Source organism: Desulfotalea psychrophila LSv54, from assembly GCF_000025945.1.
Classification (GTDB): domain Bacteria; phylum Desulfobacterota; class Desulfobulbia; order Desulfobulbales; family Desulfocapsaceae; genus Desulfotalea; species Desulfotalea psychrophila.
The window spans coordinates 3,463,329-3,488,553 of the sequence record NC_006138.1; the positions used below are offsets into that span (position 1 = coordinate 3,463,329).

Here is a 25,225-nt window from a genome sequence, read left to right on the forward strand (position 1 = left end):
TTTACACTGCACTAGTGCTTTGTAGAGCTTTAGATATCGTAAATATTGTTTAGCCATTTTGGTGCGCTGCAAGGCACGAATGAAGGAGCATAGCAGCGCTATGTGACCGAATGAGAAACGAAGTCAGCGCGAGAAAAGGGCAAACAATATACGGGGGATAAAGTTTTACAGAGCACTAAAGGCGAGGCCACTCTGCCAGAAGTTGCTGATAGCGTTCCGGGGTATCTATATCGACAAATTCAGCGGAATCGCTAAATTCAAGACTGCAGAGCAGATGGGGATGGGCACGAATCACCTGCCGACCACCCTCATCCCCCTCCAGAGCCAATAGCTGAGGGCCAAGAGAGGCGGGAAAGATAACAGGATTTCTAGGCTTTCCTGCCACCTCGGGGCGAACGATTCGACTCTTATCCCTACTAAAAAGCGCCACCATCCTCTCTATACTTGCCGGACGCAGACAGGGCTGATCCGCCACCGCAAAGAGAAAACCGTCCTGAGCGCGGCTCAACTCAAGGCCCAAACGTACGGAGTAACTCTGCCCCCTCTCTGGATGACTATTGCGCACCAGATGAAGAGGATAAGACCCCGCACATCCTGCCACCTGATCGTCTGCGTAGATGAGAAAAACTGATCTAAAGAGATGGTAGGGAAAGGCATCCAGAAACACCTCCAGCAGTGTTTTACCACCGAGGGGCAGGAGAAGCTTATTGGTGCCCATCCGCCTCGAAAAACCTGCCGCTGGGATAATGGCATCAAGTTCAGGCATAGACCCTCTCCTCATGGATACTCCCGGCCACAAATTCTCTAGTCGGACACAGTTTTCTCAGGGCACTGGCCTCTTGAAAAAGCTCTGCAGACTCGACCTTGTTCAGATAGATCTGCTCCCGGCCATGGGCGCGGGCAAACATACCACAGCCCCCCTCCACCACCCGTCGCAGGTGGTCAAGACTGAGTGCATCACCGGGAGAGGCATCGGTAAGCTCCAGAAAGAGAGGGAGACGATGGACAAGACTCTGGTCAATCCGCTCCCCCAACACACTTATATCCAGCACCCCTATACTATGGGTGGTGCAGGCTGGCACAACCGGCTCCGTCTCCTTCCACCCCTTAAGGGGCAGGCACTTAGAGCCATCGGCCTCTATCAGGACCAGATCAAAAAACTTGCTAGAGCTCAGCAAAAGAGAATCTGCCAGCCCCGCCAACTTTCCCTCCTCGGCGGGCAGACCGGCAACATAGATCCCGGCCTGAGTTGGCTGGAACGCAAAGCCCTCTCCACTCAAATCTATCTCATCGTAGAGCTCTGGCTCAGGGACAAAGATCCTGGTACTGGTTGTAACCAGCACCCTCATGCCTCTGGCCCGCGCTTCACGGGCAATTTGAAACATAAGAGATGTCTTCCCCCCGGCGCCAATGATTGCGGCAACAGAGCCGCAACCAAGGCCAAAGGCTGTGAGAAAACTCTCCTCTCTATGCCAGTTTTCCATCATTCATCCCCAATAGCACCTTTTCAGCAGTTGCCGGTAGATCACGACAAAAGAACCCCGTCGCATTGTAAATTGCCTGAATAATTGCCGGAGCGGGGGCATTACAGACCACCTCGCCCACCGATTTGGCTCCATAGGGACCCGTCGGCTCATAGCTCTCTTCAAAGGCGACCTGAATACCATGGACATCCTGACGACATGGCATACGGTATTCCATAAAGGAGTTAGTGGTAAGGCGACCCTTGGCTGAATAACGCACCTCTTCGTAGAGGGCCAGACCAATACCCATCACCACCCCACTTTCCACCTGAATGGTCGCCAGATTCTTATTGATAACAGTACCGCAATCAACCACGGCAACATAGTCTGTGACCTGGGACTCTCCGGTTTCGAGATCCACCTCCACCTCGGCAAAACCTGCAATAAATGGAGGGGGAGAGGTATCGCCACCAAAGCTGCCCTTACCCACGAGCTGATCCATGCCGGCAAAAGAAGAAAGAATGGCCGCCAACTCAGAAAGAGAAATCTCTTGACCGGCCTCAGCGCTGAAGACACCTTCATGATAGCTGATATCTGTCAGCGAACAGTCCATATGCCTGGCCGCAGTTTCCCTCATCTGTCTAAGGAGATCTTCGGCCGACCTGATTGTGGCATTACCTGTGACATAGGTGCCACTGGAGGCATAGGCACCCGGATCATAGGGCAGGGTGTCCAGATCAAAACTGGTGACATTAATCTGATCCATTCCCACCTCCAGAACCTCGGCGGCAATCTGATTAAGTACCGTATCCGAGCCCTGACCGATGTCTGCGGCCGAATGACTGAGGGTAAAAAAACCATCCTCATTGAGCTTTATCAGTACCGTTGAGGTATCAATTTTGGCAATTCCTGAACCCTGCATGGTAACAGCCATACCGTAGCCACGCATCTTCGTTGCACTGATCCTTTTGGCGGGATAATTTTCCTCCCAACCGATCAGCTCCTTACCCCTTCTTATGCAGCTGCCCAGAGAACTACTCTTTAATACCACGGGCTTTTCAGGCGTTGAACCGCAGAGCATGGCACTACTCTCACCTTCGGCGATGAGGTTCTGCAAACGCAGGGCCGCCGGGTCCATACCGAGCTTTTCGGCAAGCTCATTTATCGCCGATTCCAAGGCAAAGGTGCCCTGAGTCGCGCCATAACCACGAAAGGCGCCAGCAGGGGTTTTATTAGTATAGAGGGCATGACCATGATAACGACAGGCACGGGCCTTGCCATAAAGAGGCATGGTCTTCTCTCCCGCCACCCAAAAAACAGTGGCCGCATGCTCACCATAGGCCCCGGTATCAGAGAGGCAGTAGATATCAACGGCATTGATATTACCGGCCAGATCAGCACCCAATCGTACCCGCATCTGCATGGCATGCCGAGTACTGGTACTGGTAAAGGTCTCCTCACGGCTATAGACAATTCGAGCCGGTTTTCCGGTCTTGAGAGTGACAAGGGCGGGAAATATCTCCACGGGCGCGCTCTGCTTACCACCAAAGCCACCACCAACCCGAGGTTTGAGCATCTTTATCTTGCTCCGAGGGATATCAAAGATATGAGCCAGATGACGGCGAATATGAAAGGGCACCTGGGTGGAGGTCATCACCTGCAGACGACCATGAACATCCAAGGAAGTAGAGGCCCGATAGGTCTCCATCATGCCATGGGCCTGGGCCTGGGTATTATAGGTCCGATCAATAATCACCTCGGAGGCAGCAAGTTCAGCCTCCACATCACCCCGACCGACATCCTGGCTGGCAGCAATATTACGCAGGGCATCGTTACCGATATCAAAGTGAGTATAGGGCTGGCTCTCATGTACCTGAACAGCGTTATCCAGGGCCTCTTCCAGGCTTAAAACTGGAGTAGTAACCTCATACTTCACCTTGATCTTATCGATAGCCTCAAGGGCGGTAATCTCATCAACAGCAGCAACAATGGCCACCTCATCACCCACATAGCGAACCCTGTCCTCAAGAATTCTTCTATCATAGGGCGATGGCTCAGGAAAAGACTGACCGGCAAGGGTGAAACTTTTTTCCGGCACATCCTTATGGGTAAGGACACACTCCACCCCGGGCATGGCCTCGGCAAGGGAGCTATCAATGGAGAGAATTCTGGCCGCAGCATGAGGACTGCGAAGAATCTTTACCACCAGGGCGCTGTTATTAGTATCCAAATCACTGGTATAGGCAGGTGTACCCTTAACCAGGGCAAGACCGTCTATCTTGGCAATGCTCTTTCCTATATATTGCATTACTCAACCCCCATATACTTCTTAATGGCCCGCAACTGCCCCTTATAACCGGAGCAGCGACAGAGATTACCGGCAAGATAGTGACGAATATCGTCCTCCGTCGGTGTCTCCAATTCGCGTCGCATGGCCAAAACGGTCATGACAAAGCCGGGGGCACAGTAACCGCACTGCTCAGCACCCTCCTCCACCATAAAACGACCAAACTCTTCTGCCTCTTTTTGCAGGGCCTCGATGGTGGTAATTTCCCGATCAAGGGTTCTGGCAGTGAGGGTTGAACAGGAGAGGATCGGTTTACCATCAAGCCAGACGGTACAAAGACCACAGGAGCCGGTATTGCAACCCTCTTTGACACTGAGATAGCCATAACGTCTGAGGGTGGTTGCCAAAAATTCACCCGGAACAAAGTCAAGCACTACTGGACGACCATTAATATTGGTTTTAAGCTGCATCCCTTACCTCCATAAGACAACGTTTAACAAGAGCGGGACAAACAGCCCGACGATAGGCCTCACTTCCCCGAGGGTTGTCGCCAAACTTCAACTCCTCCACAACCATTTGAGCTGCTTTAAGGATGGCAGCATCGGAGAGTCCATGCTCACCGAGATGAATTTCAGCAAGATTAGCCCGCAGAGATCGTCCCGGCCTGCTACCCACCACAATGCGATAAGTCTTACCCACCTGGGAAACAGCAACATTGAGAATAGCATAATCAGTTGCCGACTTACGAACACTGGTATAGGAACCGGCTGTTGCCCCTTTAGGGATGATAATCTTCAGCAGAATATCACGCAGCCCCTTACCAAGCAGATAGTCTGTAAGACGTACCCTGCCAGCACCGTGGAATAACAACTCGGCATCGAGGGCCACCAGAGCCGTAATAGGATCCGAAAAAGGATAACGGCCCATGACCGAGCCACCAATGGTCACGCAATTTCGAAGCTGAACACCAACTATATTTTTAACAGAGCGGGAAAGCAGGCCCTGACACATTTCAAGAATGAGGGGATTGGTTTCAATTTCCCGCAGAGAGGTCATTGCCCCAATCTCAAGACTACTGTCTGAATCCACCACGGTATCAAGACCCAATTTTACTAAATCTATTGCCGTATCAATTCTACGTCCGGCAAGACGCAGATAACCACAGCCCCCAAGCACCACACTGGCGGGGACATCCTGAAGTACCTGATACGCATCTTCCAGAGAAGATGGGCAAAGATAATTGCCTATTTTGAACATAATCGAAAAATCCTTGGTAAATTTTTACCCACAGGGAAAAGCTTAAAAAAGTTAGGTCTTTCAATAAAGGCGCATAAAAAATTTCACCACAGACAGCGCTGATATCACAGCCTCTGTGCTTACCTTCAAGGATAAAATTTTTCATGTAACACAAAGATTTGCAGAAAAGACTATTTTCAAAATTTCCTAAGGGGGAAGACTACATCATATCTAAAAGTTGTTGCCGTAACAGAGCACCCCTATCGTAAACATCTGCCCATTGGTTATAGCTATGTCCAAAAAATGGATACCTCTTTTTCAGCCAAAGAGGTAGGCGGTTCGCATAGATCCCCCGCAGATAAAGAAGAAGACCGATGGTACACCAGGGTTCATCGCTGGCATGCTCAAAGAGAAGCGGTTCCCCAGGCAGGCCGCCATGTTTTTTACAGAGGCGGCGAAGACCCCAATAGTGATTTCGCCAACAAGACCTGCAAGAGATAAGAAAATCCACCCTGGTTGCCGCCACAATATCCCCATAGTCCTGCCAAAAAGCGAGGATCGGAGCACTTGGCTGAAAAGACCAGGTTGGGCCTGCAATAATAATATGGTCATAATGACTACGTTGCAGGCAAGGGTCTTCTATCTGACAGCGCCTGCGCCAAAAGGGTTGCCACATGGCCTTGAGAAGCGAAAAGTTTGAACGAAGGGGGAGGCGAAGGGGGTGGAGGGGATGTAAACTACATATTTCTAAACAAATTTTCGGGTCAGACAAACCTGAGCTATAGGCTTCAAGAAGGCCCCTGGTTTGATTAGTTAGAGAATAGTAAACAATGAGTACATGCTTTTTCTTCATAGGTTTTACCCCCAGCCAAAAGAACAGCTTCTGAAGAGACGAAAAAGGCAAAAAAGCCCCCGAAAATTCGGGGGCTTTTTTATAAATCAACCACAAACTAGAACTAGGATTCTATTTCATGCTCCACATCAACTACAATCTTATAAAGAATTGTAACAAGGAAGGCACCTACCGCATAAATACCAACGGTAACACCAATCTCATTAGGATGTGGGTAGTACTCTACAATCTGGTTGAGCGGACTAACGGCCATACCACCAATAACAAAACCGATTCCCTTATCAAGCCAGAGAGCAATAAAAATTGACATACAGGCAAAGGCAATCAATTTCTCATTCCACACCTTGGAAATTTGCAGATAGCTGAGAATGGCAAGACCTACAACACAGAGAACAACAAATCCCCACATAAATGGAACGAGGTTGTTATAAACGTGACCACCATGCTCAATACCAAAGAAGAGATACTGAAGAGTCTCTTTGTGACCAGGAATGTCAGAGTAAAAGCCTACAAAGAACTCAAGACCAACAAAGAAGGCATTCACAAGAGTTGCATAGATGACGATGGTCATAATCTTGCGGATGGCCTCTTTACCTGCATCAAAACCGGTAAGACGTTTCATCAAGAGTGCCATACAAACGATCAGAGCAGGACCGGCGGCAAAGGCAGATGCCAAAAAGCGCGGTGCTGTAATCGCTGACAACCAGAAATGACGTCCTGGCAGACCACAGTAAAGCATAGCAGTTACGGTGTGAATGGAAACCGCAAATGGAATGGAAGCATATACCAGGATATAGATCCATTTCGGTGGCTTCACGCCCTTACGCTCTGCGGTGAGAATAACCCAACCACAGATGCCGTTTAAGAGAAGATATCCCCAGAGTACACACATATCCCAAAAGAGCATGGAATTCGGTGTTGGATGGAGAATCATGTTCGCACTGCGAACCAAGGTTCCGATATCTACAACAACAAACAACAGGGCAACAATCAATGCAGCAACGGCCAGAAACTCACCCAAAATTGTAATACGTCCAAAAACTTTATAGTTATGAACATAATACGGCAGGACGAGCATCAAGCCTCCCGCTGCAACACCAACCATGTAGGTAAACTGGGCAATATAAAGTCCCCAGGAAACATCACGTCCCATTCCTGTCAGGTGCATACCATACATAAACTGTCTGATATAGCAAACCAAGCCGACCACAATAAGCGCCGACAGAAAGGCGAGCCATGTCCAGTATCTTGTTTTGCCTCTAAGTACTTTTTCGATCATGACATCCTCACACTATGTAAAAGACTGATGGTTTAGTTCCATAACTCGGCTTTCTCTGAATGGTTGGGTTCTCTTTGAGAACCTTTGAAACTTCAGAGTTTGGATCATTAAGGTCACCAAAGATCATTGCGCCGGATTCCTTAATTGCTTCAAGACAAGCTGGTTCTTGACCAAGTGCCAAACGTTCCGCACAAAAAGTACACTTCTCCACAACACCACGCATACGGGTTGGAAATTCGTGATTGTACTCTTTAATATGTGGGCGAGGATCTTCCCAGTTAAAGCTTCGAGCTCCATAGGGACATGCCACCATACAGAAACGACAACCAATACAACGATGGTAATCCATCTCTACGATGCCATTATGTTCCTCGATAAAGGTAGCCTTGGTAGGACAAACACGCACACAGGGAGGATTCTCACAGTGATTACACATCACAGGGAACTCATTGTTCTTGAGAACGTCACTCATATGATTGCCTGAATGTTCTGGAAAGGCATTTTCAAAGGGTTCTGTATAAATCCACTTGACCTCTGTTCGAGGTCAGTCAATTTCAGGGATATTGTGTTCCCTGTTACAGTCCTCAATAGCGCGATCCATCAGCTCTGGTTTATCATACAGCTTGCGCATGTCAAAGACCATGCCATAGTGGATGCCTTTGCTGTTCGCGCCATGTCCTGCTGCAACTGCTCCGTGTCCTGCCGGAACAGAAGACGCATGAGCAGTACTGGTACCAAGCTTTGTTAAAGCGGGAGCAGCAACACCGGCAAGGGCGGTAGCGCCTGCCATCTTCAAAAAATTTCTTCTTTTAATATCCATTACTTAACCTCCTTCTTCTCAGCCATTACCGCAGGGCTCAAATGGCACTCCCAACAGTATGGTGTCACAGAAGCATAGGTGTGACATGTGTCACAAAACTGCTCTTTATCTGTGTGGCATTGCATGCAAGCTAACTGTAATCCCTTACGGAATTTCTTGCCGCCAATGGTCACCTCTACTCGATCACCGTCACGAAGAACTTCATCACGCCACTGGTTAAGCAGTACCATATGCTTTGCTCGCATTTCAGCCGCAGGAAGCACACATTCAGTTTCACTAGTTGGAAGCTGAGGATTAGGCACATCACCTGTTCCCAACAGCCCATTAAACCAGAGCGGAAAGGTAACAAGTGCGATAAATATCGCCAGTCCTATAATTACTGATCCTTTATTGTACATTACTAGAAACTCCTATATTCTGGGCTGGATTAGAAAACCATTGTACGGAGACCTTCTGTAAGATCCGCACGATTTTCGCCTTCCTGGATAATTGCGTTACCAACAAGCTCAGAGATACCACAGACATCAACACCTGGGTTCCAAAAATTGTTGAGAGACGTTAGGGTTGCGCGATCAATGGCACAAACACAGGCGAGCATATTAACATCATGCTTCTCTTTAACATGCTTAACAGCATTTGCCCGAGGAAAACCGGCACGCATTCTCAGGTCCATGATCTCATCGGTATTCAAACCAGTTCCAGATCCACAGCAAAAGGTCTGCTCGCGGATGGTATTCTCTGGCATCTCAACCCAATCAACAACATGATCAAGAATATAACGAGGTTCATCAATAAGCCCCATGGCTCGAGCAGGGTTGCAAGAATCATGAAAGGTAGCCTTAACGTGACTGTTACGACTCTTATCAAGCTTAAGTTTACCGTGCTTAATAAGATCAGCAGTAAACTCACTGATATGAACCATCTTGGTGGATGCTGCATTCTCGAAATAGGTTCCGGTAATCGGAGAAATTGGTTTCTCGAGAAAATCAGCAGGACCGTTCATGGTATCCATATACTGATGCGCGACACGCCACATATGTCCACACTCACCACCGATGATAAATTTAACACCAAGGCCGTCTGCCTCGGCATACATCTTAGCATTCAGTTTCTTCATGGTCTCATTATTGGTAAAAAGACCGAAGTTTCCACCCTCGGATGCGTAGGTTGACCAGGTATAGTCAAGTCCAATTGCATCGAACAGTTTCATATAACCCATAGCGGTATAGAGACCTGGTTCTGCAAATACATCAGCCGATGGGGTGATGAAGAGAATCTCCGCACCTTTACGGTTAAAACTAATATTTGGTTTGATACCAGTAAGGCTCTCAACATCTTCTTGAAGGAATTCAACATTATCCTTGAAGGTGTGAGGTTGAAGTCCCATATGGTTACCGGTACGATTGGAGTTAGAGACAGGCTCTAAGATCCAATTGATACCAACACCGACAAGGTGAAGTAACTCACGGAACATGATGGTGATTTCCGCAGTATCAATACCGTATGGGCAGAAGACAGAACATCTGCGACACTCGGTACACTGATAAGAGTACATAAACCACTCTTTAAGTACGTCAGTGGTCATTTCACGGGCACCAGCCATCTTGCCAAGAATTTTACCGGCAAGGGTAAACTCTTTACGATAAACAGAACGAAGAAGCTCTGCTCGAAGCACTGGCATATTCTTAGGATCACCGGTACCAAGAAAGAAGTGGCACTTATCGGCACAGGCACCGCAACGAACACAGCAATCCATAAAGATCTTGAGAGAACGAAACTTACCCAAACGCTCAGCCAGGCCATTAATGATAATCTCTTTCCAATCCTCGGGAAGCTTCCAATCTTCATCTTCAGGAGACCAGACACGGGCATTAGGAAAGGAGAGACCTTCTTGACTGTTCAGGTACTCTACCTTCTCTTTTTTAGCAGGATAGGCATAATTACCCGGTTTAAACTCAACGGGAGTATCCATCCAGCCCATGGCGGGAACTGCACCAGTGGACATGGAAGGTCCTTCCACGATGCTTTTTGATAATTGTTCTAATTTTGAAACTGACATTTCTATATCATCCTTATAAGCTAGTTAATAGTCTATGCTTCTTTAGAAGCAGGGAGTTCCTTATCCACAGGAAGACCAGCTTCAACCATAAACTCACGGAATTCATCTTCATAACCTGCATAAGAATGAGGTTTAATCTCAGGATTCCATGGATTGATATGACGTACAGCACGAGAGGCATTGGTCATATTACGGGTTGGGCTCATAAAAACACCACCACTATGCATCAACTTACTATATGGAAAGCAGGCCAAAAGCACAGACACCAACAAAATATGTATACAAAAAATACCTGGCAAAGTACCACCAACAACAGGCGAGAAGGTTGCCAAACCAATCAGCATTTCCTTAGTGGTGATAATATCCACATGCAGGAAATATCTCATCAATATACCAGTTACTGCAATCCCGAAGATAAGCACCAGTGGGAAATAATCATTCATCAAAGAGATATATCGTACCTGACGATTCCACAGACGACGACCAAAAAGAAGAATACAGGCAAATGGGAGTCCAACACTGGTCATATACCAGCGAGGTGCACCTATCTGCATGATACCATCAAAATACTCTACCCAGGCGATTGCGGCAGGGACAGGATCAAGAAACAATCGCAAATGTCGAACCACAATAAGAAGAAAACAGTAGTGAAAAATCAGAGCAAACAACCAGAGCCACTTGGAAGATTCATGAGTAAGCTTAGGCCCATCATGAAGTTCTGCCTTGGTATTACGGAATAGAGATCGGAAGAACACTACTTCCAAAAACATTCTTGCCATTACCTGCAATTTAGTCTGTGGAGCTTCAAGTTTGTTATGCTTAATAAAATCAAGCGATTTTCCCTGACCACAGGTCGTTTGGATAGAGAACGGAACTGGAGATTTCGCCCAATTCACCACTTTATAAACAAACCCGAATAGGAAAATCGCAACGGCCAAATACGGAATGGCGACCCCAAATAAGTATTGCGTTCCCGGTATCATGGATCCGAGCCCAGCAATCAGAGCCAATGCAGTGACTACCAGGAATGAGAAGGCGTACTTCATTTCTTACCTCGCTTCAATTGAACTGTTATTTTGGAATCCAACAAATAAGGCACTTACCAAATTGTCAAAGACCAGTTAAAAACTCGTTATTTTTAAGAAATAACTTCCTTCTCATCATTTTTCAGCATACGCGAAGGGCACCTGCTGTCTGTTAAAATATGAGATCCAGATTTTATTTCATCTATTCTAACCTGATACAAACGCTCTCTAAAACGCATATAAACATCGAAACCTGCCAGAAGAGCAAGATCAACACTAAAGTCAAAATCATAGAGCTCTTGGATAAGATGGGCACGTTCTTTATCCTTTTTAAACACCTCACGGACAATATGCTTTAAAGCATTGAGGGGGGCCAGCGCCTGAGAAGGGGTAAATTGCTGAACAGAACGTATGCTGATAAATTGCTCCAGGGGGGCGACTATTTTTTCTGAGTCTTCTCCATTGGATATGAGGTCAAAGAGCTCTGCAAAGGCCTCTCTGAAATTACCACCGATAGGATTGGCAAATTTATTCTGCTCGATTTTAAAAAAACGTGATGAAGAATATGTCGACAGGGCATAATCCACCCACTGACTAACAATCTTGTCTTTATGATTCCTAAAACCTTCTGCGAGATCAATCACACCTTCACCTCAATAAAATAATAAAGCATTACAACTAATTAAGTTTTGATTTCAACATTGAAACCAAAACGTGCCATGCGGGTGATTTTTTAGCATTTTTTGACGTTGTTTTCAACATTTTTTATTTGACAAATGAAAAAACGTCCCTATTAGCCAACGCTAACATACATCTTATCAGCTCACCTGCCTGCCAATATCCGCAATAACCCTTCCTGCTTCCTGCACCCATGGGTCACGACTCACCCCCTGGCGCCAGTGACTCTCTTTTTCTGCCTCTGTTTCAGAAATCGTCGACTTAGGCTCCTCTTCCAAGAGACCCACCTCAGCGCCAAGACGCTTACGGGCCGCCTTGGCCATTCTTCGATCCCCCCGCATTCGCTCAATATCCAGATAAATATAGGTATCCAGACTACGCTCTTCAGCCTTTGCCACCTCGTCCCGAATAATATCAAACTCCTTATTCTTCTTAACCCGGACAAGACTGTTTTTTCGTATCTTCTCTATATCGGGGGAAAGGCTAAAGGTTGTATAGTCAATAGCCTCAATGCTATCCCAGGGCAGGGAGTAATCAAGATACCTCTCCCCGGATTTCAAATGCTCATAGATACTTGGCAGGACGATATCAGGCTCAACACCCTTATACTGAGTGGATCCACCGTTTACCCGATAAAACTTTTGAATCATAATTTTCAGGGCGCCAAGATCTTCGTAATTTGCCATGGACAACCAGGGTACATACTCATTAAGATCAAGAACAGTCTGCACCGACCCCTTACCATGGGTATGGGCCCCGCCCATAATAACGGCACGGTGATAATCCTGCAGGGCCGCAGCCACAATTTCTGAGGCCGAGGCGGAAAACTTGTTCACCAAAATCACCAAAGGACCAGCGTAAACAATACCCTCATCCTGATCAAAAAGAATGCGCTTATCCCCCATGCTGGTCCGCACCTGAACCATGGGACCTTCTTTAACAAAAAGCCCAGCTATATCAATGGCATCAACAAGTGCTCCGCCACCATTATTACGCAAATCAAGAACAATACCATCAACCCCCAAGGCCTTTAACTTAAGCACCTCGACCCTGGTATCATCGGTTGAATTGCGCCCCTTCTCACCCTTCTTACTCTTTTCAAAATCACGGTAAAAACTTGGGATATTAATATAACCAATCCGCGCCCCATCATCCCCCTTCACCACCAGGCTTTTGACAAAGGTGTCTTCCATCTGCACAACATCACGAATAATAGGAACAACAGATTTCAGCCCACCATTTTTTCTTACGGTGAGACGAACCTCCGTGCCCTTAGCACCCCTGATCAAACGTACAGCATCACGCAGGCGCATATCACTCACATCCACGGGCTCTTCGTCACCCTGCCCTACACTCAAGATAGCATCTTCTATCTCAAGCCCACCCTGCCTGGCAGAGGCACTCCCGGGGATGACCCGGACCACCTTGATCATACCGTCTTCTTCTTTTAACAGGGCACCGATACCTTCAAGGCTGCCTCGCATATTAATATCAAACTGTTCTTTGGACGCTGGAGGAATATAATTTGTATGGGGACCAAAGGCACGTGCTACAGAGTTAAAAAAACGATCGGTGTGATCCTGCAGTGTCTCTTGAGTCAACCTATGCAGAAAGGTCTTGTTTTGCTTGGCAACCTTCTCTGTTGCCTCAGCCCACATCTTCTTGAAATTGGAGCTAACAGACTTTCTCGTCCCCTCTCCAGATTTTTTCCCTGCAAGATCTGCCCCCTTTGCCGCCTGCGCCTCTTCTTCAAGATCCAGATAACGAGACATAACCTGAGCCTTAAGAATCTTACGCCAGCGATCCTCTAATTCTGCCAGTGATTTTGCATAGGAAAGCTTTTTAGGATCACTCTGGTACACCTCGCCAGGAGTATGGCCAATCTCGGCGGCAACCATTTTGGTAACCATCTGCTGCACCTGAGCGACACGTTTTAGAAGTATCTCAGAACCAAGACTTGGTAAAACAACCTGCCCGGAACGCATATTATCATCAATGGAATCTGCGTGACTATGCAGAACGTCAACATCCTCCTGGAGAAGAAATCGTTTTTGATAATCAAGCTGTTTCAGGTAAAGACTAAAGGCAGCCTCTCCCAAGCTATCATTGAGTTCTTTATCGCTATAATGAAGTGTCGGCAACTGCTTGCTCAGCATATGACCAATAAGGCTATCCCTCTCCTGCTCTTCTGCCGTCAAAGAATCTGCATGAAGAACAGGGCTGAGAAAAAGCAGCACAAGGACTGAGAAAAAAAACGATTTCATTAATTTCATAAAAAACCTAAGAAAATAAAAGACAAAAACACAGAGAGTTAGCCGCAAACAATCTCTACAGATTACGTTACCACCTGCCAAAAAGTCCAGATAATACTGCTTTTAGCCATAGAAAAAGGCATGCATCTACAGAAAGAGAATCGATATATCAGTTATTTGCGCTGAAGATAAGGGGCTATTGGGAAAAAATTGCTCATAAAACTCTAAAAAATTATTCCAGCTACAGTCAATAGAGGAGGAGCGATAATCCCCCCGAACAATTCTCAGTTCTTCTTCAAGAAAAACAATCAATTGCCTATGTACCTGCTCACGCAAACCGACTTCTAAAGACTGCCGTTGGCAAAATTTAAGGTAACGCTGATAGTTTGCCATACAACGGCTTAGACCACGATAAGCCGAGGTACCAATATTTTCCGACAAAATATCCCGTAAAATAATTTCCCTAAATCGGCTAAGGGCGGCATCCTGCAAGCCCTTTAGCTGAACTTCAGTCAGCTCCAGCTGAGGACCGATTTTATCCCTTGTCAGAAAATAGAGCGCTGAATGCAATGCTATTTCCGGTATTTCTCCAGAGTGGCGGACAACATACCACTCATTTTCATAAAGCTCTGCAATACTCTGTTCCATCACGACTAGATATCCCCTTTAAGCGAAAACACTGAACGCAGGGTATCAACCTTGGCCTGACTTTTATCGCGTCCATGACAAGAGTCGCTCTTCAGATAATGGAGGGGATCATGAAGAAATTTGGAGCTTATACTGGCTACCATTTTCTCTATACTCCTCTGATCATGCTCCCCCAGGTCATGAAGCCTTGGCAGGGTCTTCCTCAGCTCCTGCTCTATGATCCCGGACATTTTTTCACGGAGGGCCAAAACCGTTGGTTTAACGGCAAGCCCCTGGTACCATTCATCAAACTTACGGGTCTCTTCCTCAACAATACAGCCCGCCTTTATCGCCTCATGATCACGACCGGACTTATTTACCTCAACCACATTACTCAGATCGTCAATATCATAGAGATAGACATTTTCCAACTCATTGAGTTCAGGATCCAAATCACGGGGAACGGCAATATCAATGAAAAAGAGGGGCCGATTACGGCGGACACGCATAATAGGGCGAACTTCAGCGCTCTCTATAATGATATGCTGGGCACCCGTCGAACTGATGATAATATCGACATCCTCAAGCTGAGCGTAGAGCTCCTCCATACAGATAGCCGTCCCGCCAAATTTGTCAGCAAGTTCAACGGCTCGGGTAAGGGTTCTATTGGCAACAACAACTGAAGAAACGCCCTGCCCCACCAAATGCTCTGCGGCAAGCTCGGCCATCTCCCCTGCCCCCACCAGCATTACCTTTTTAGTATCGAGGTTACCAAAGATCTTGCGGGCAAGTTGAACGGCGGCATAGCTAATAGAAACCGCAGAGGCACCAATAGCCGTTTCTGTACGCACCCGTTTAGCCACAGAAAATGATTTATGCAGGAGACGATTGAGCAGTGGACCTGTACAGCCGAGTGCAGATGCATGGCGATAGGCCGTCTTCAACTGCCCCAGAATCTGTGCTTCGCCAACCACCATGGAGTCAAGACTTGCGGCAACTGTGAAGAGATGCTGGACGGCAGGGAGTCCCTTTAAGGCATAGAGATAATCACGACAATCTTCCTCGGGCACCTTGCCTGCAAAGAGAAAACGACTCACCTCGGCTTCGATATCCCTTGTACTATCTGCGTAGACAAGAATTTCGACCCTGTTACAGGTTGAGAGCAGATAGGACTCATCGCACCCCACCTCCTCTTGCAATCGTGTCAGGGCCGTTTCATAGCCATCTGTAAAGGCAATTTTTTCACGCACCGCAACCGGTGTTGTCTTATGGTTAACACCAAAAAGAAATACCTGTTTTTCAAACATTACCGTGTACGCCTCCAGAGAAATACGCTAGTCCCCAGAGGGTAAACATCGCAAGAATAAAACCAATAATAGCCATTGTTGCCGCTCGTTTTCCACGCCAACCCACGGTCAGCCGTTGATGCATTTGTACAAGATAAAAAAGCCACGGTATAACAGTCCAATCGCATTGCCAGAAGCCATGAACAATTCGAGCCCAAAGCACACCGGCAACAATGCCAAGAGTTAAAAATGAAAAACCCACCGTCAAACAATGATTATTGAGCATATCAAGGGAATCAAGGGAGGGCAGGCGAGAAAAAAAATAGCCGAAACGTTTCTTCTTAAGCTCACGTTCCTGAAGAAGATACATCACCCCGGCCAAAAAGGCTATCCCCAGAAAGCCATAGGCAAGGAGAGAGACACCGGCATGAAAGGGCAACCAAAGGGTCTGCTCTGTCGGACTAAGGGGAATAATATTTTTTGGTAAAAATGATGCCACCACAAGGATCAAAAAAACCAGTAGAGATAAAAACGTACCGAGATTTTTCACACTATGTCGCCAGCGAAAGAGCAAAAATGACCAGGTCACAGCCCAGGCAAAGAAGACCAGGGCCTCGTGCGTCGTTGTCACGGGTATATTACCCAGAAACAGGGCTCGATCCAAGATATAGAGGGTTTGAGCGACACCTGAAAAAACAAGAATAACACGACCAGACGAGCGCAGAACCTCTTTGAGCGAAACAAAGAAGGCAATATAACTTAGACAAGACATAAAGGAGAGCACCAGGGCCAACCCAAAAAAAATATCTTTTACATCACTTATGGTTATCATCATGATATGAGCCTGTTGGCTTTATTTATTCAGAATAAAAAACGGACAGAGGTCAAATCTTGCCAGCTCAATTCTGACAACATTTACCACGAAAATCCTCCATTATCTCCTCTGCATCAATCTGCTTTGGCAGATGACAATACAATATTTTCGACAAATTCGCCCAACTTTCACTCTTTATACAGTCCACAAGATCATCGTCCAGCAGCTTGCGAAACATCTTTTGGTTATGACCAACATCAAGGCCCGCCGCAAGTGCTTTTTTACGGATGATGGCAAGCAAACAGAGACTGTACTCATACTCATCACCAAACTCATCCTCAAGCTTTTGCCGAATAAAACGGGAAAAGGCAGGGCTGCCGCCGTCGGTGGAAATCGCCAACTGAAAGCCTCCCCGGCAAAAATAAGCCGGTAACTGAAAATCACAGAGCTCCGGACTATCAGCACTATTGAGCAGAGCACCATACTTTCTGGCATCGGCTGCGGCCACGGCCTGCACCTCCACCTGATCGGTGGCGGCAAAAACTAAAAACGCCCCCGAGGCATCACCCTGCTGAAAGCCACGTAACAACAGCTCTATCTGGCCACCACCCGCAAGCGCCTGTACCTCAGGGACAACCTCCGGAGCAACAACCCGTACCCGGGCCCCATGCTCAACAAGATTACGAATTTTTCGCAGGGCAACCCGACCACCGCCAACGACAAGACAGAGCCTGCCGGCCACATTTAAATTAACAGGATACAAGAAAGACCCTTATTTCTTAAAGGTTAAACGATTAACTATAATAACAATATCCTTACCCTCTTTTTTGAATTCCTGTTTGTTTATAGCAATATCAAAATCATTTTTAGCAAGTTGAAGAAACTTCGGCAAATTTCTACGACTGGCATCATGGGCAAGCCAAATAGCTCCATCCGGCTTAAGATGCTTTTTAAACACGTTCAAGAGAGGCTCAAAAAATTCCTCTCGAAAAACCACCTCGGCTGCGGCAAGTATATCATATTGTTTCAACTCTGGAGGGGCAAACCAATCAAACAGAGCAAAATTAACATTTGTCAGGCCTGAAGCGGCAGCGCTCACCCGTTGAAAATCAACGATCATCTCTTCATAATCAGTAATGGTAACATCCATTCCAGCGGAGGCAGCGGCAAGCCCCGGTGCACCAAGCCCTGCACCCAATTCAAGAAGAGTCTTGCCCTGAGGTTGAGGCAGAGAGGTGAGCAGGTAGGAGAGGACAATAGCCGCGTCCCACAGACGAATCCAAAAAGGAAAATCCGACACATCGGTATCCTGCAAGGTCTGCAAAAACTCCTGAGGATCACTCATCTTTCCCCGAAGAAATTTTTCAAGTTGGGGATTATCACCTATAAATTCACCCAAATCGGCAATTTTAAGAAGGCGAAGGGTTTTATCTTTGACGGTGAGCTTATCAAAGGTCAAGCGATACTTCTTTTTTATTCTATTATATATCTCACGTTCCGCATCGGGAAGATTTCGAATATCCATAAATAACACCTTGAAAAATTTATAAAAATAAAAAAATAACACCAATAATCATGAAGGCTACAGGAAGAGTAATACCCAAACCACTGTAATTTATTTTCCCTATTAGCTCCGGGAAGAAAATTTATGACATAAGCTGAAATGCCAGAAACAACTCAAGCCACGGCCCTCTTCAATAATTCACAAAAAAAGGCCGGCTGAATAAAAAACAGCCGGCGAGGCAAAATACATAAGTTATGTTGTTCTGTCAATTTAAGGCTAGGGAAGGATCAATAGCTTTCTAGAGAAGGGGGATAATATCTTTTTCAAGCTGCTCTTCGGGAACATATCCTGTGTAACGCTTAACAACATTCCCCAGACGATTAACCAAAAAGCCAACGGGAATACCATAAATTCCGCCGAAATCACGCATTACCTGCTGATCAGCCATGAGTACAGGGTAGTTAATTCCCTTGCTACTGACAAAATCTTTTACCTTACTTACCCCCACCTGATCAACCGAGAGAGCTACTACCGAAAACCCCTTTTCCACAAAGTTTTTTTGTAACTTTATAAGACTATCCACCTCCTGTATGCAGGGAGGACACCAGGTGGCAAAAAAAGTTACCAGCAAAACATTACCGGTAAAAGCCTTGCTTTCCACCAGCGAGTTATCAACAGCACTCTGCAAGCTAAAGGATGGCATTTTAACATTTGCCTGCGCAGGCCCAGCTACTAGGAAGAAAAACATCAGAGCTACAAACAAAAATTGGCCTTGCAAACGGATATGTTTTTTTTTCATCATGTCTCCAGAGGTGATTTCAAAAACAGAATTAATATGGTATCTTCTTTGCTGAAGTGTATCACAAGCTAATAAATTCAGTAGATTTGCCTTTAAAATAGCATATTAACCTTCTAACTTTTTAGACCTCTCCAACAACATGCATAATCTGCCAAAGTTGCTCAAAAAGTTCATGTCTCTACGCACCAGTTACCTTTCCTGTATTTTCACCCTGATATTGCTCTCGCCTCTTCAGGCTCAAGTGATCGATAAAGTCGTTGCAGTGGTAAACAATGAAGTGATAACTCTCTCAGAACTTAATGCAGAGACAGCAGAGATCAAGCATAAAATTACCGAAACAGCTCCAGCTGACCAACAGGAAGAGGCCATGGCAGAGGCCAGAGAGGGAGCTCTCAACTCTATTATAGACAAAAAGCTTATTGCCCAAAAGGCAAAAGAGGCACGAGTATTCGTCAGCGATGAAGAGGTGGAGGGAACCATAGCGGGCATACAAAAACGAGCGAGCCTGAGCCGTGAACAGTTTATCGAAGAGCTCAAAAAATCTGGCCTTTCATTCAACACCTATCAAAACAACATACGCAGCCAACTACTCCAACGTAAAGTCATCAACTATGATATTCGTTCTAAAATTGTTATTCCGGAATCTCAAATTCGCGAATACTACGAAAAAGAATATACCATAAATGCCCAAGATGGGGAATACTACCTCTTGCAAATTGGTTTTGACTGGGACAAAGAAGAGGCCGGAAGCAAGGAGAAGACACTCCAATTTGCCAAAAGAATACATGCAATTGCAGTAAAGGGACAGGACTTCGGTGCCCTTGCCGAAAAATACTCTACCCTCCCCTCAGCAAAAGACAGAGGAGATATTGGTTTTTTCGCCATCGATGATATGAGCGAGAACATGGCCCGGGCCATCTCGCCACTCAAGCCAGGAGAGGTGAGTAATATCATCGAAAGCCCTGCTGGTTATCAATTTTTCAAAGTTTTGAGCGGAGATCAAAATAACAGCATAAGCAAAGCGCCTTACGCCACAGTAAAAGAGGTCATACAGGCAAAACTTTTTGAAATCCAAATGCAAAAAGATTTTTCCTCCTGGGTTAAGGAGCTTAAAGAAAACGCCTACATTCAAAAACTTTAAATCATTAAACAAATGGTAGTTTGAATAATTGGCCCTGCCGATAAGAAGTGGCCCCATCTGCGAGGCATACTAAACATCGTTAAGATAAAAGCCTACGCTTACCTTCGAGGATACTTTACTATAGGGTAGGAATTTGCTGAGAAGGCCTTTTTCAAGGTTCCATAAAAATTATAGGGTAGCACCATATGTCAGAAGCTCAAACACAGGATGAAACACTGGGAGACGTTCTGCGCAAAACACGAATCAATCGTGGACTCAGCGTCGAAGAGATCTCTGGCAGCACAAAAATTTCCACCAAAACCATCCGGGCAATGGAGGAGGATGACTACGAACAACTGCCATCGCCAGCCTTCACCCATGGTTTTTATGGCCTCTATGCCAAAAAATTAGGCCTGGGAGCAGAAGAAATCCAAGGACAGTACAAGAGAGAGTCCAAGCAGCAAACAGGGAAACAACTTCCCCCGCAGCATCTGGCAAAGGACATAGGGGCAATGGCAGAGCGACCCCTGATTCCACTTTTCTCTATCTTTGGTTTTTCGCTCCTTCTACTTCTGTTCGTTTTCGTTATCTTCTCCTGGTTTTTTTCCTGGAATCCTGCTGATTTTCTCAGCAAGCAGTTAAGAAGCCTGGATGAAAGTCCTATTGTCCAAATAGACAGGGCAACACCAACCCATCCGCTTTTAGATAAGCTGGCCGAGCCAAAAGAGCTCTCTTACAGCAAACCCTTATCACTGCATTCGACCATCAACACCTTTCCTGTTCAGTATAAGACGGAAAATAGTTCAATCAATTTTGTCAGCCAAGGGTTCTTCAGCTAGATAGAGCACTACGAGAAAGAAGACACCAAGGTGTCTTCTTTTATGAAAAAAGGAAGGGCAGAGACAGGCCTAGAGATAACGTACCTCACCGCTATACTCTGTTTTCAGATAACCGTCGGCAAGGCGAAGCACAAGTCCACCCATCTCATCAATTGCAACAATTTTCGCCTCATACTGAGGGGAAATCATCACATCAAAACCATAAACAACACGCTTGCCAACGGTGTCAGTAAGTGCCAAAAACCGCTCTAAAAGCAGATGACGCCCCTGCTCACCGGAGTAGCGTTCCTCCCTGAGAAATTTTTCTTCTTCAAAGTAGAGCAGACCCATATTCCAGGCAAGCCTGGCAAGAAATTTTTCTGTAAAAGTAGAGAGATCCACATCCTCTCCCAGGCAAGCCGACAGAGAACCGGCAATAGCCTCTAACTCAGGGGGGAATAACCTGTTGTTGACGTTAATACCAAAACCAACAAGATTAAACACCTCCCCCGAAAGAGGGGCCGTATAGGACTCTATCAAAAATCCGGCAAGCTTTTTGCCCATATAGAGGACATCATTAACCCAACGAAGAGCGGCACTCTCAAGACCATATGACCGCATCGTCTCACAACAGGCAAGGCCCACGGCAAAGGGAATAAACTGTCGAGATTGTGGCAAAAGGGTATTGGCATGAAGCATACATCCCCAAACTCCACCCTGTGGAGCGTGCCAAGATCTGGTGAATCGCCCCTTGGTCCCCGTCATACTATCCGCCAAAATCACCAGGCCTGAAGCAACAGAGCTCCCCCGTTGATCATGAAGATTAATATGGTTGCGACCTTCATCCATTGCCCGAGACAGGTTAGAATAACAGTCGATTTTAGCGCCAACAAAACCGCCATACCGACTCACCAGAAGACCGTGGTCAACACCGAGAGAAGAACGTTCCGCCTCCCGCATAAGGGCTGCCTTCACACCTGCTACTGTAGGAAAATTTTCAATCATAATATATAACAAGGGCCAGTCTATAGAAATAAACCGGCCCTAAAGAGAAAAAAGTGAAAAGGTTATGACTAATTATCCCAGTCTGCCTTCACCTTGGTAATAATCTTCTCGATAAGTGGCAATTTCTCCGTAGGACAGATACCAATAAGCGGTTCACCCTGAGCAACAGAGACCCCTGGTTTAAAATAAACCGAGTGAATAACGCCACGCTCGCCGGTATAGCAGACGGGGGTATCACGCTTCATCAAAGACATGGTTATAATTTCTTCGCCAGGCTCCACCACTACTGCCTTCTGGTCCTTTTTGTCGATCCGGGCCTGGATATCAAGGGAGAAAAAATATTTCGCACTCTCTGGAGCAGGAAAGAGATAAAGCACCTCCTTAAGAATATTCTCTATAATCTCTTTTTTCTTAAGTGGATGTTTAATCGTTAACAGTTTTTCTCCAGCCTCAACAAACTGACCATCAAGCTCTGCATGTACCTCGGAGACAATGCCATTAGTTGCGGCTGCAACCTTTTTAGGATTACGCTCACGATTAATTTCATACAGAGGTGTTCCCGGCACCTGAAGCCACTGTCCCGAAGGAGCATCAACCTCATCACCGACCCCAACTTGGAATTTTACAAGACCGGTATGTATGGCATAAATATCAACATAATCGTAGGGATCAGAATGATATTTTGCTAAGAGTTCATCAAAATCTATTTCATTAGACATGGTAAGAAAGGCTCCTTATTGTAGCTATGCTGTCTCTATAAAATTTCTGTTATTATGCTAATATGACAATATCAAAAAAAAAATCCCAAGACAATCAATCCGTAGAAACAGACATAACATATTATTTTCATGCACAGGCAAAAACAAAGGGTTTATACTTAGATATAGGATTCATGGCAATATTTATATTTAACCAATCTATTTAATACTATTGTAATAAAAATAACAAAAACAAACTATTACGATGAAAAAAATATCTGTTTTTTTAATTTTGGCGAGCATCTTACTCGGCCTATTCTACCTCTGTCTCCTCATGCCCTCCATGGCCAACAGTATCATCAGCCAAGCCCTTGGAGACCTGCCCCTGCACTACAGAGAGGTACAGATAGACCAAATTTCTCCATGGAGGACTATTGCCAGAATAAAAATGGGCTCAACGAAAAATAATATTTCCATTACCCGCCTGGAAGTCAACTATTCCCCGTCATCTCTTCTCAAAAAACAGATAAAAAACCTCACGATCGACGGCCTGCAGGCCCAAGGCGATATCTCAACACTACAAAAATATTTTAACAAGAAACAGCCCGACAAAACATCCCAAACCAATTTTTTACAAAACATTCCCCTGAGCCTGCAAAACATCACCCTAAAAAACGCCACCGTCCAGCTCAAGCAGGGCAAGAGGCTGATCAATATCGGACTTAAGGCAGAGATAGAGCTCCACACAGAGCAAGATCCCCAGGGCGGACACAGAGTGGTGAGAATGGATGCCCGCACGACTATCCAAGGGGATATCAACACCTCCATAGAGGCAATACTCAACCAGGAGATAAATGGCTACAGGTTGCAGATAAATGCCGGCTCTCACCTGAACAATTTACGAGAGTGCTCCCTGCCAGAGATGCAGGGAGAGGCAGAGCTGGAAACAGACATCCTTCTATCAGCAGACCTCAAGCAAATAAAACATCTTCAGACAGACCTACGCTGTTCAGGATTCATCCTGCACACAGATCAGCTCTCACTCCGCTCCAGTAACGACGCCCCACTGCACCTCAGTCTAAAAAAGGACGCGCAGGGCATAGACTACCAACTCACAGGCCTGCATCTTGAGAAGCCTTTCCCCATGGAAATAAAGAGCAGCGGTCATGCGACAGGGACAATGGCCATCACGGGGCAACTATCATTTCCCCATGATCCCCGGATAATAAAATATTTCCTCCAGGGTACAGGTAAAAAAATTAAAGGCCGGATTACAGGCAGGCTACCACGAACTGCCCTCGGAAACAATATAGAGACCTCACCATTTTCTCTGGATATCTCGACAAAGATGGTGGAAAAGGAGATGACGGCCACAGCAGAATTCTCCCTGGCCAGACTCACCATGAAAAGAGAGCAGATTGCCCTTACTAACATCCTGATAGAACAGAAGTTCACCAAGAAGGGACAGGGGGGTATCCAGATATCCGGCCTCTTTGCAGGAACAGCCAAATACCGGGGTGAGAGACTACTTCACCTCTCCGGCACCAATAGCCAGCTTGAGACCAAGGGCAAGGTCCAACTGAGTGCCACGAGCCCACTGCTCGCGACCAGAGCAATCCGCTGTTCTGCCAACTATCAGGGCAATCCAACGACCGGGACCGAACTCGACTGCTCGCTTAAAAACGCAACCATAACAGAGAGCAGGCTCCCGGCCACCCTCCAAGAGAAACTTCCTGCGGACCTCTCCTTTTCCGGGGTAGTCTCCGCTCGGCTACATATGAAAAAACAGGTAGGCTTCAGTGGCACAGCCTCGCTTAATTTAAAAGGGGGGCAAATAGACCTTGGCGACAGCCTCCAACTCAAGGGAATCAGCACCCAGCTCATCTTTACCAAGCTGCCCCTCATGCAAAGCCTGCCCAGTCAATCACTTAAGGCCAAAGAGATAAGGGCAGGCTCCTTCGAGGCTAAAAAGATAGATATCGCCTACCGCATCGAAGACCTCTCCTCCATCTTTATCGAGCAAGGTTCTTTCAACTGGTGCGGCGGCAGAGTAGAGAGTAACAGCCTCACACTCAATAAAGAAAAGAAAAACTACCAACTCACCCTCTACTGTGACCGCCTTGGCTTCACCGACCTACTCAAACAGATAGGTATGCCCAACGCCGAAGGGACAGGCACCTTAAGCGGCCGCATCCCCCTAGAGTGGAAGAAGAAGAGCCTCTTTTTCAACGACGGATTTCTCTCCTCAAGTCCCGGTGACAGTGGTAGAGTAAAATTTAGCAATACCGACAGGCTACGCCAGTCCCTGGGAGAGATAACAAATACCAGCTATCTCGACTATTCCATGACTGCAATTGAGAATTTTCATTACAACTGGACAACATTATCTTTTAACTCGGTCAAAGATGACCTGGTAATAGCCATGCAGCTCGATGGCAAGCCCGCAATACCTTTGCCTTATGCCTATAAAAACGGTAAACTTATTCGTTCAACGAAGGGCAGTGGCTTGCAACACCCCGTACACTTTGACGTCAATTTCCACCTGCCCTTAATGGAGGTGCTCCACTATGGCAAAAACTTTCAATCTCTTATGGAGTAATGA

24 protein-coding genes and 1 pseudogene are annotated in these 25,225 nt (G+C 46.3%); 3 read left to right on the forward strand and 22 right to left on the reverse strand.

Annotation, left to right across the window (positions count from 1 at the left end):
• Positions 1–175 precede the first annotated feature (175 nt).
• From mocA to DP_RS15595, 20 genes and pseudogenes are all read right to left on the reverse strand, one after another.
• Entirely contained in the window at positions 176–766 is a 591-nt protein-coding gene (mocA, locus tag DP_RS15505; protein ID WP_041278115.1) for a molybdenum cofactor cytidylyltransferase, read from the reverse strand.
• Positions 759–1,487, reverse strand: a complete 729-nt coding sequence (yqeC, locus tag DP_RS15510; RefSeq protein WP_011190306.1) for a selenium cofactor biosynthesis protein YqeC — start codon at positions 1,485–1,487, stop codon at positions 759–761. The genes mocA and yqeC overlap by 8 nt, the downstream gene beginning before the upstream one ends.
• The gene (locus tag DP_RS15515; protein WP_011190307.1) at positions 1,468–3,771 is read right to left on the reverse strand and encodes a xanthine dehydrogenase family protein molybdopterin-binding subunit; all 2,304 of its coding nucleotides are present in this window, start codon (positions 3,769–3,771) and stop codon (positions 1,468–1,470) included. Before DP_RS15515 ends, yqeC begins: the two co-directional genes overlap by 20 nt.
• Entirely contained in the window at positions 3,771–4,220 is a 450-nt protein-coding gene (locus DP_RS15520) for a (2Fe-2S)-binding protein (protein WP_011190308.1), read from the reverse strand. Before DP_RS15520 ends, DP_RS15515 begins: the two co-directional genes overlap by 1 nt.
• The gene (locus DP_RS15525; protein WP_011190309.1) at positions 4,210–5,007 is read right to left on the reverse strand and encodes an FAD binding domain-containing protein; all 798 of its coding nucleotides are present in this window, start codon (positions 5,005–5,007) and stop codon (positions 4,210–4,212) included. Before DP_RS15525 ends, DP_RS15520 begins: the two co-directional genes overlap by 11 nt.
• Positions 5,008–5,206: 199 nt before the next feature.
• The gene (locus DP_RS15530) at positions 5,207–5,839 is read right to left on the reverse strand and encodes a hypothetical protein (RefSeq protein WP_041278116.1); all 633 of its coding nucleotides are present in this window, start codon (positions 5,837–5,839) and stop codon (positions 5,207–5,209) included.
• 103 nt (positions 5,840–5,942) lie between these two features.
• Positions 5,943–7,118: a sulfate reduction electron transfer complex DsrMKJOP subunit DsrP gene (gene dsrP / locus DP_RS15535; RefSeq protein ID WP_011190311.1), complete on the reverse strand. Its 1,176-nt coding sequence runs from the start codon at positions 7,116–7,118 to the stop codon at positions 5,943–5,945.
• Positions 7,119–7,125: 7 nt separating this feature from the next.
• Positions 7,126–7,647 (reverse strand): annotated as a pseudogene (gene dsrO / locus DP_RS19055) (sulfate reduction electron transfer complex DsrMKJOP subunit DsrO); the annotation flags it as partial.
• 15 nt (positions 7,648–7,662) lie between these two features.
• Positions 7,663–7,938 (reverse strand): twin-arginine translocation signal domain-containing protein, encoded by a 276-nt coding sequence (locus DP_RS19060; RefSeq protein ID WP_011190313.1) that lies wholly within the window; start codon positions 7,936–7,938, stop codon positions 7,663–7,665.
• Entirely contained in the window at positions 7,938–8,336 is a 399-nt protein-coding gene (gene dsrJ, locus DP_RS15545; RefSeq protein ID WP_011190314.1) for a sulfate reduction electron transfer complex DsrMKJOP subunit DsrJ, read from the reverse strand. Before dsrJ ends, DP_RS19060 begins: the two co-directional genes overlap by 1 nt.
• A gap of 29 nt (positions 8,337–8,365) precedes the next feature.
• Positions 8,366–9,997 (reverse strand): sulfate reduction electron transfer complex DsrMKJOP subunit DsrK, encoded by a 1,632-nt coding sequence (gene dsrK, locus DP_RS15550; RefSeq protein WP_011190315.1) that lies wholly within the window; start codon positions 9,995–9,997, stop codon positions 8,366–8,368.
• A gap of 32 nt (positions 9,998–10,029) precedes the next feature.
• Positions 10,030–11,043, reverse strand: coding sequence for a sulfate reduction electron transfer complex DsrMKJOP subunit DsrM (gene dsrM, locus DP_RS15555; protein WP_011190316.1), 1,014 nt, complete (start codon positions 11,041–11,043; stop codon positions 10,030–10,032).
• 92 nt (positions 11,044–11,135) lie between these two features.
• Positions 11,136–11,666 (reverse strand): RsbRD N-terminal domain-containing protein, encoded by a 531-nt coding sequence (locus tag DP_RS15560; RefSeq protein WP_011190317.1) that lies wholly within the window; start codon positions 11,664–11,666, stop codon positions 11,136–11,138.
• Positions 11,667–11,840: 174 nt separating this feature from the next.
• Positions 11,841–13,973, reverse strand: coding sequence for a carboxy terminal-processing peptidase (locus DP_RS15565; protein ID WP_011190318.1), 2,133 nt, complete (start codon positions 13,971–13,973; stop codon positions 11,841–11,843).
• Positions 13,974–14,099: 126 nt separating this feature from the next.
• Positions 14,100–14,600 (reverse strand): hypothetical protein, encoded by a 501-nt coding sequence (locus DP_RS15570; RefSeq protein WP_156792333.1) that lies wholly within the window; start codon positions 14,598–14,600, stop codon positions 14,100–14,102.
• 5 nt (positions 14,601–14,605) lie between these two features.
• Entirely contained in the window at positions 14,606–15,886 is a 1,281-nt protein-coding gene (hemA, locus tag DP_RS15575) for a glutamyl-tRNA reductase (RefSeq protein ID WP_011190320.1), read from the reverse strand.
• Positions 15,879–16,700, reverse strand: a complete 822-nt coding sequence (locus DP_RS15580) for a cytochrome C assembly family protein (RefSeq protein WP_011190321.1) — start codon at positions 16,698–16,700, stop codon at positions 15,879–15,881. Before DP_RS15580 ends, hemA begins: the two co-directional genes overlap by 8 nt.
• A gap of 64 nt (positions 16,701–16,764) precedes the next feature.
• The gene (locus DP_RS15585) at positions 16,765–17,442 is read right to left on the reverse strand and encodes a precorrin-2 dehydrogenase/sirohydrochlorin ferrochelatase family protein (RefSeq protein WP_011190322.1); all 678 of its coding nucleotides are present in this window, start codon (positions 17,440–17,442) and stop codon (positions 16,765–16,767) included.
• Between the two features lie 9 nt (positions 17,443–17,451).
• On the reverse strand, positions 17,452–18,204 hold the full coding sequence (locus DP_RS15590) for a class I SAM-dependent methyltransferase (protein WP_041278117.1): 753 nt from the start codon (positions 18,202–18,204) through the stop codon (positions 17,452–17,454).
• Positions 18,205–18,481: 277 nt separating this feature from the next.
• Positions 18,482–18,985 (reverse strand): TlpA family protein disulfide reductase, encoded by a 504-nt coding sequence (locus tag DP_RS15595; RefSeq protein ID WP_011190324.1) that lies wholly within the window; start codon positions 18,983–18,985, stop codon positions 18,482–18,484.
• Between the two features lie 169 nt (positions 18,986–19,154).
• Between DP_RS15595 and DP_RS15600 the strand changes: the two genes are divergently transcribed.
• Together DP_RS15600 and DP_RS15605 are read left to right on the forward strand one after the other, a co-directional pair.
• Positions 19,155–20,123: a SurA N-terminal domain-containing protein gene (locus DP_RS15600; RefSeq protein ID WP_041278118.1), complete on the forward strand. Its 969-nt coding sequence runs from the start codon at positions 19,155–19,157 to the stop codon at positions 20,121–20,123.
• 185 nt (positions 20,124–20,308) lie between these two features.
• Positions 20,309–20,941, forward strand: coding sequence for a helix-turn-helix domain-containing protein (locus tag DP_RS15605; protein ID WP_011190326.1), 633 nt, complete (start codon positions 20,309–20,311; stop codon positions 20,939–20,941).
• A gap of 69 nt (positions 20,942–21,010) precedes the next feature.
• Here the strand turns inward: DP_RS15605 and DP_RS15610 are convergent, their stop codons facing one another.
• The gene (locus DP_RS15610; protein ID WP_049785132.1) at positions 21,011–21,925 is read right to left on the reverse strand and encodes a biotin--[acetyl-CoA-carboxylase] ligase; all 915 of its coding nucleotides are present in this window, start codon (positions 21,923–21,925) and stop codon (positions 21,011–21,013) included.
• A gap of 68 nt (positions 21,926–21,993) precedes the next feature.
• Positions 21,994–22,644 (reverse strand): hypothetical protein, encoded by a 651-nt coding sequence (locus DP_RS15615; protein ID WP_011190328.1) that lies wholly within the window; start codon positions 22,642–22,644, stop codon positions 21,994–21,996.
• 244 nt (positions 22,645–22,888) lie between these two features.
• Between DP_RS15615 and DP_RS15620 the strand changes: the two genes are divergently transcribed.
• The gene (locus DP_RS15620; protein ID WP_011190329.1) at positions 22,889–25,222 is read left to right on the forward strand and encodes an intermembrane phospholipid transport protein YdbH family protein; all 2,334 of its coding nucleotides are present in this window, start codon (positions 22,889–22,891) and stop codon (positions 25,220–25,222) included.
• The last annotated feature ends 3 nt before the right edge of the window (positions 25,223–25,225 follow it).

Coding starts and splice junctions, on each gene's coding strand:
- dsrJ (WP_011190314.1), bottom strand. CDS start 8,336: ATGTACAATAAAGGATCAGTAATTATAGGACTGGCGATATTTATCGCA.
- DP_RS15520 (WP_011190308.1), bottom strand. CDS start 4,220: ATGCAGCTTAAAACCAATATTAATGGTCGTCCAGTAGTGCTTGACTTT.
- DP_RS19060 (WP_011190313.1), bottom strand. CDS start 7,938: ATGGATATTAAAAGAAGAAATTTTTTGAAGATGGCAGGCGCTACCGCC.
- hemA (WP_011190320.1), bottom strand. CDS start 15,886: ATGTTTGAAAAACAGGTATTTCTTTTTGGTGTTAACCATAAGACAACA.
- DP_RS15580 (WP_011190321.1), bottom strand. CDS start 16,700: ATGATGATAACCATAAGTGATGTAAAAGATATTTTTTTTGGGTTGGCC.
- DP_RS15610 (WP_049785132.1), bottom strand. CDS start 21,925: ATGATTGAAAATTTTCCTACAGTAGCAGGTGTGAAGGCAGCCCTTATG.
- DP_RS15530 (WP_041278116.1), bottom strand. CDS start 5,839: ATGAAGAAAAAGCATGTACTCATTGTTTACTATTCTCTAACTAATCAA.
- DP_RS15565 (WP_011190318.1), bottom strand. CDS start 13,973: ATGAAATTAATGAAATCGTTTTTTTTCTCAGTCCTTGTGCTGCTTTTT.
- DP_RS15595 (WP_011190324.1), bottom strand. CDS start 18,985: ATGATGAAAAAAAAACATATCCGTTTGCAAGGCCAATTTTTGTTTGTA.
- DP_RS15605 (WP_011190326.1), top strand. CDS start 20,309: ATGTCAGAAGCTCAAACACAGGATGAAACACTGGGAGACGTTCTGCGC.
- DP_RS15615 (WP_011190328.1), bottom strand. CDS start 22,644: ATGTCTAATGAAATAGATTTTGATGAACTCTTAGCAAAATATCATTCT.
- DP_RS15590 (WP_041278117.1), bottom strand. CDS start 18,204: ATGGATATTCGAAATCTTCCCGATGCGGAACGTGAGATATATAATAGA.
- yqeC (WP_011190306.1), bottom strand. CDS start 1,487: ATGATGGAAAACTGGCATAGAGAGGAGAGTTTTCTCACAGCCTTTGGC.
- dsrM (WP_011190316.1), bottom strand. CDS start 11,043: ATGAAGTACGCCTTCTCATTCCTGGTAGTCACTGCATTGGCTCTGATT.
- DP_RS15525 (WP_011190309.1), bottom strand. CDS start 5,007: ATGTTCAAAATAGGCAATTATCTTTGCCCATCTTCTCTGGAAGATGCG.
- dsrP (WP_011190311.1), bottom strand. CDS start 7,118: ATGATCGAAAAAGTACTTAGAGGCAAAACAAGATACTGGACATGGCTC.
- DP_RS15620 (WP_011190329.1), top strand. CDS start 22,889: ATGAAAAAAATATCTGTTTTTTTAATTTTGGCGAGCATCTTACTCGGC.
- mocA (WP_041278115.1), bottom strand. CDS start 766: ATGCCTGAACTTGATGCCATTATCCCAGCGGCAGGTTTTTCGAGGCGG.
- DP_RS15570 (WP_156792333.1), bottom strand. CDS start 14,600: ATGGAACAGAGTATTGCAGAGCTTTATGAAAATGAGTGGTATGTTGTC.
- dsrK (WP_011190315.1), bottom strand. CDS start 9,997: ATGTCAGTTTCAAAATTAGAACAATTATCAAAAAGCATCGTGGAAGGA.
- DP_RS15600 (WP_041278118.1), top strand. CDS start 19,155: ATGTCTCTACGCACCAGTTACCTTTCCTGTATTTTCACCCTGATATTG.
- DP_RS15515 (WP_011190307.1), bottom strand. CDS start 3,771: ATGCAATATATAGGAAAGAGCATTGCCAAGATAGACGGTCTTGCCCTG.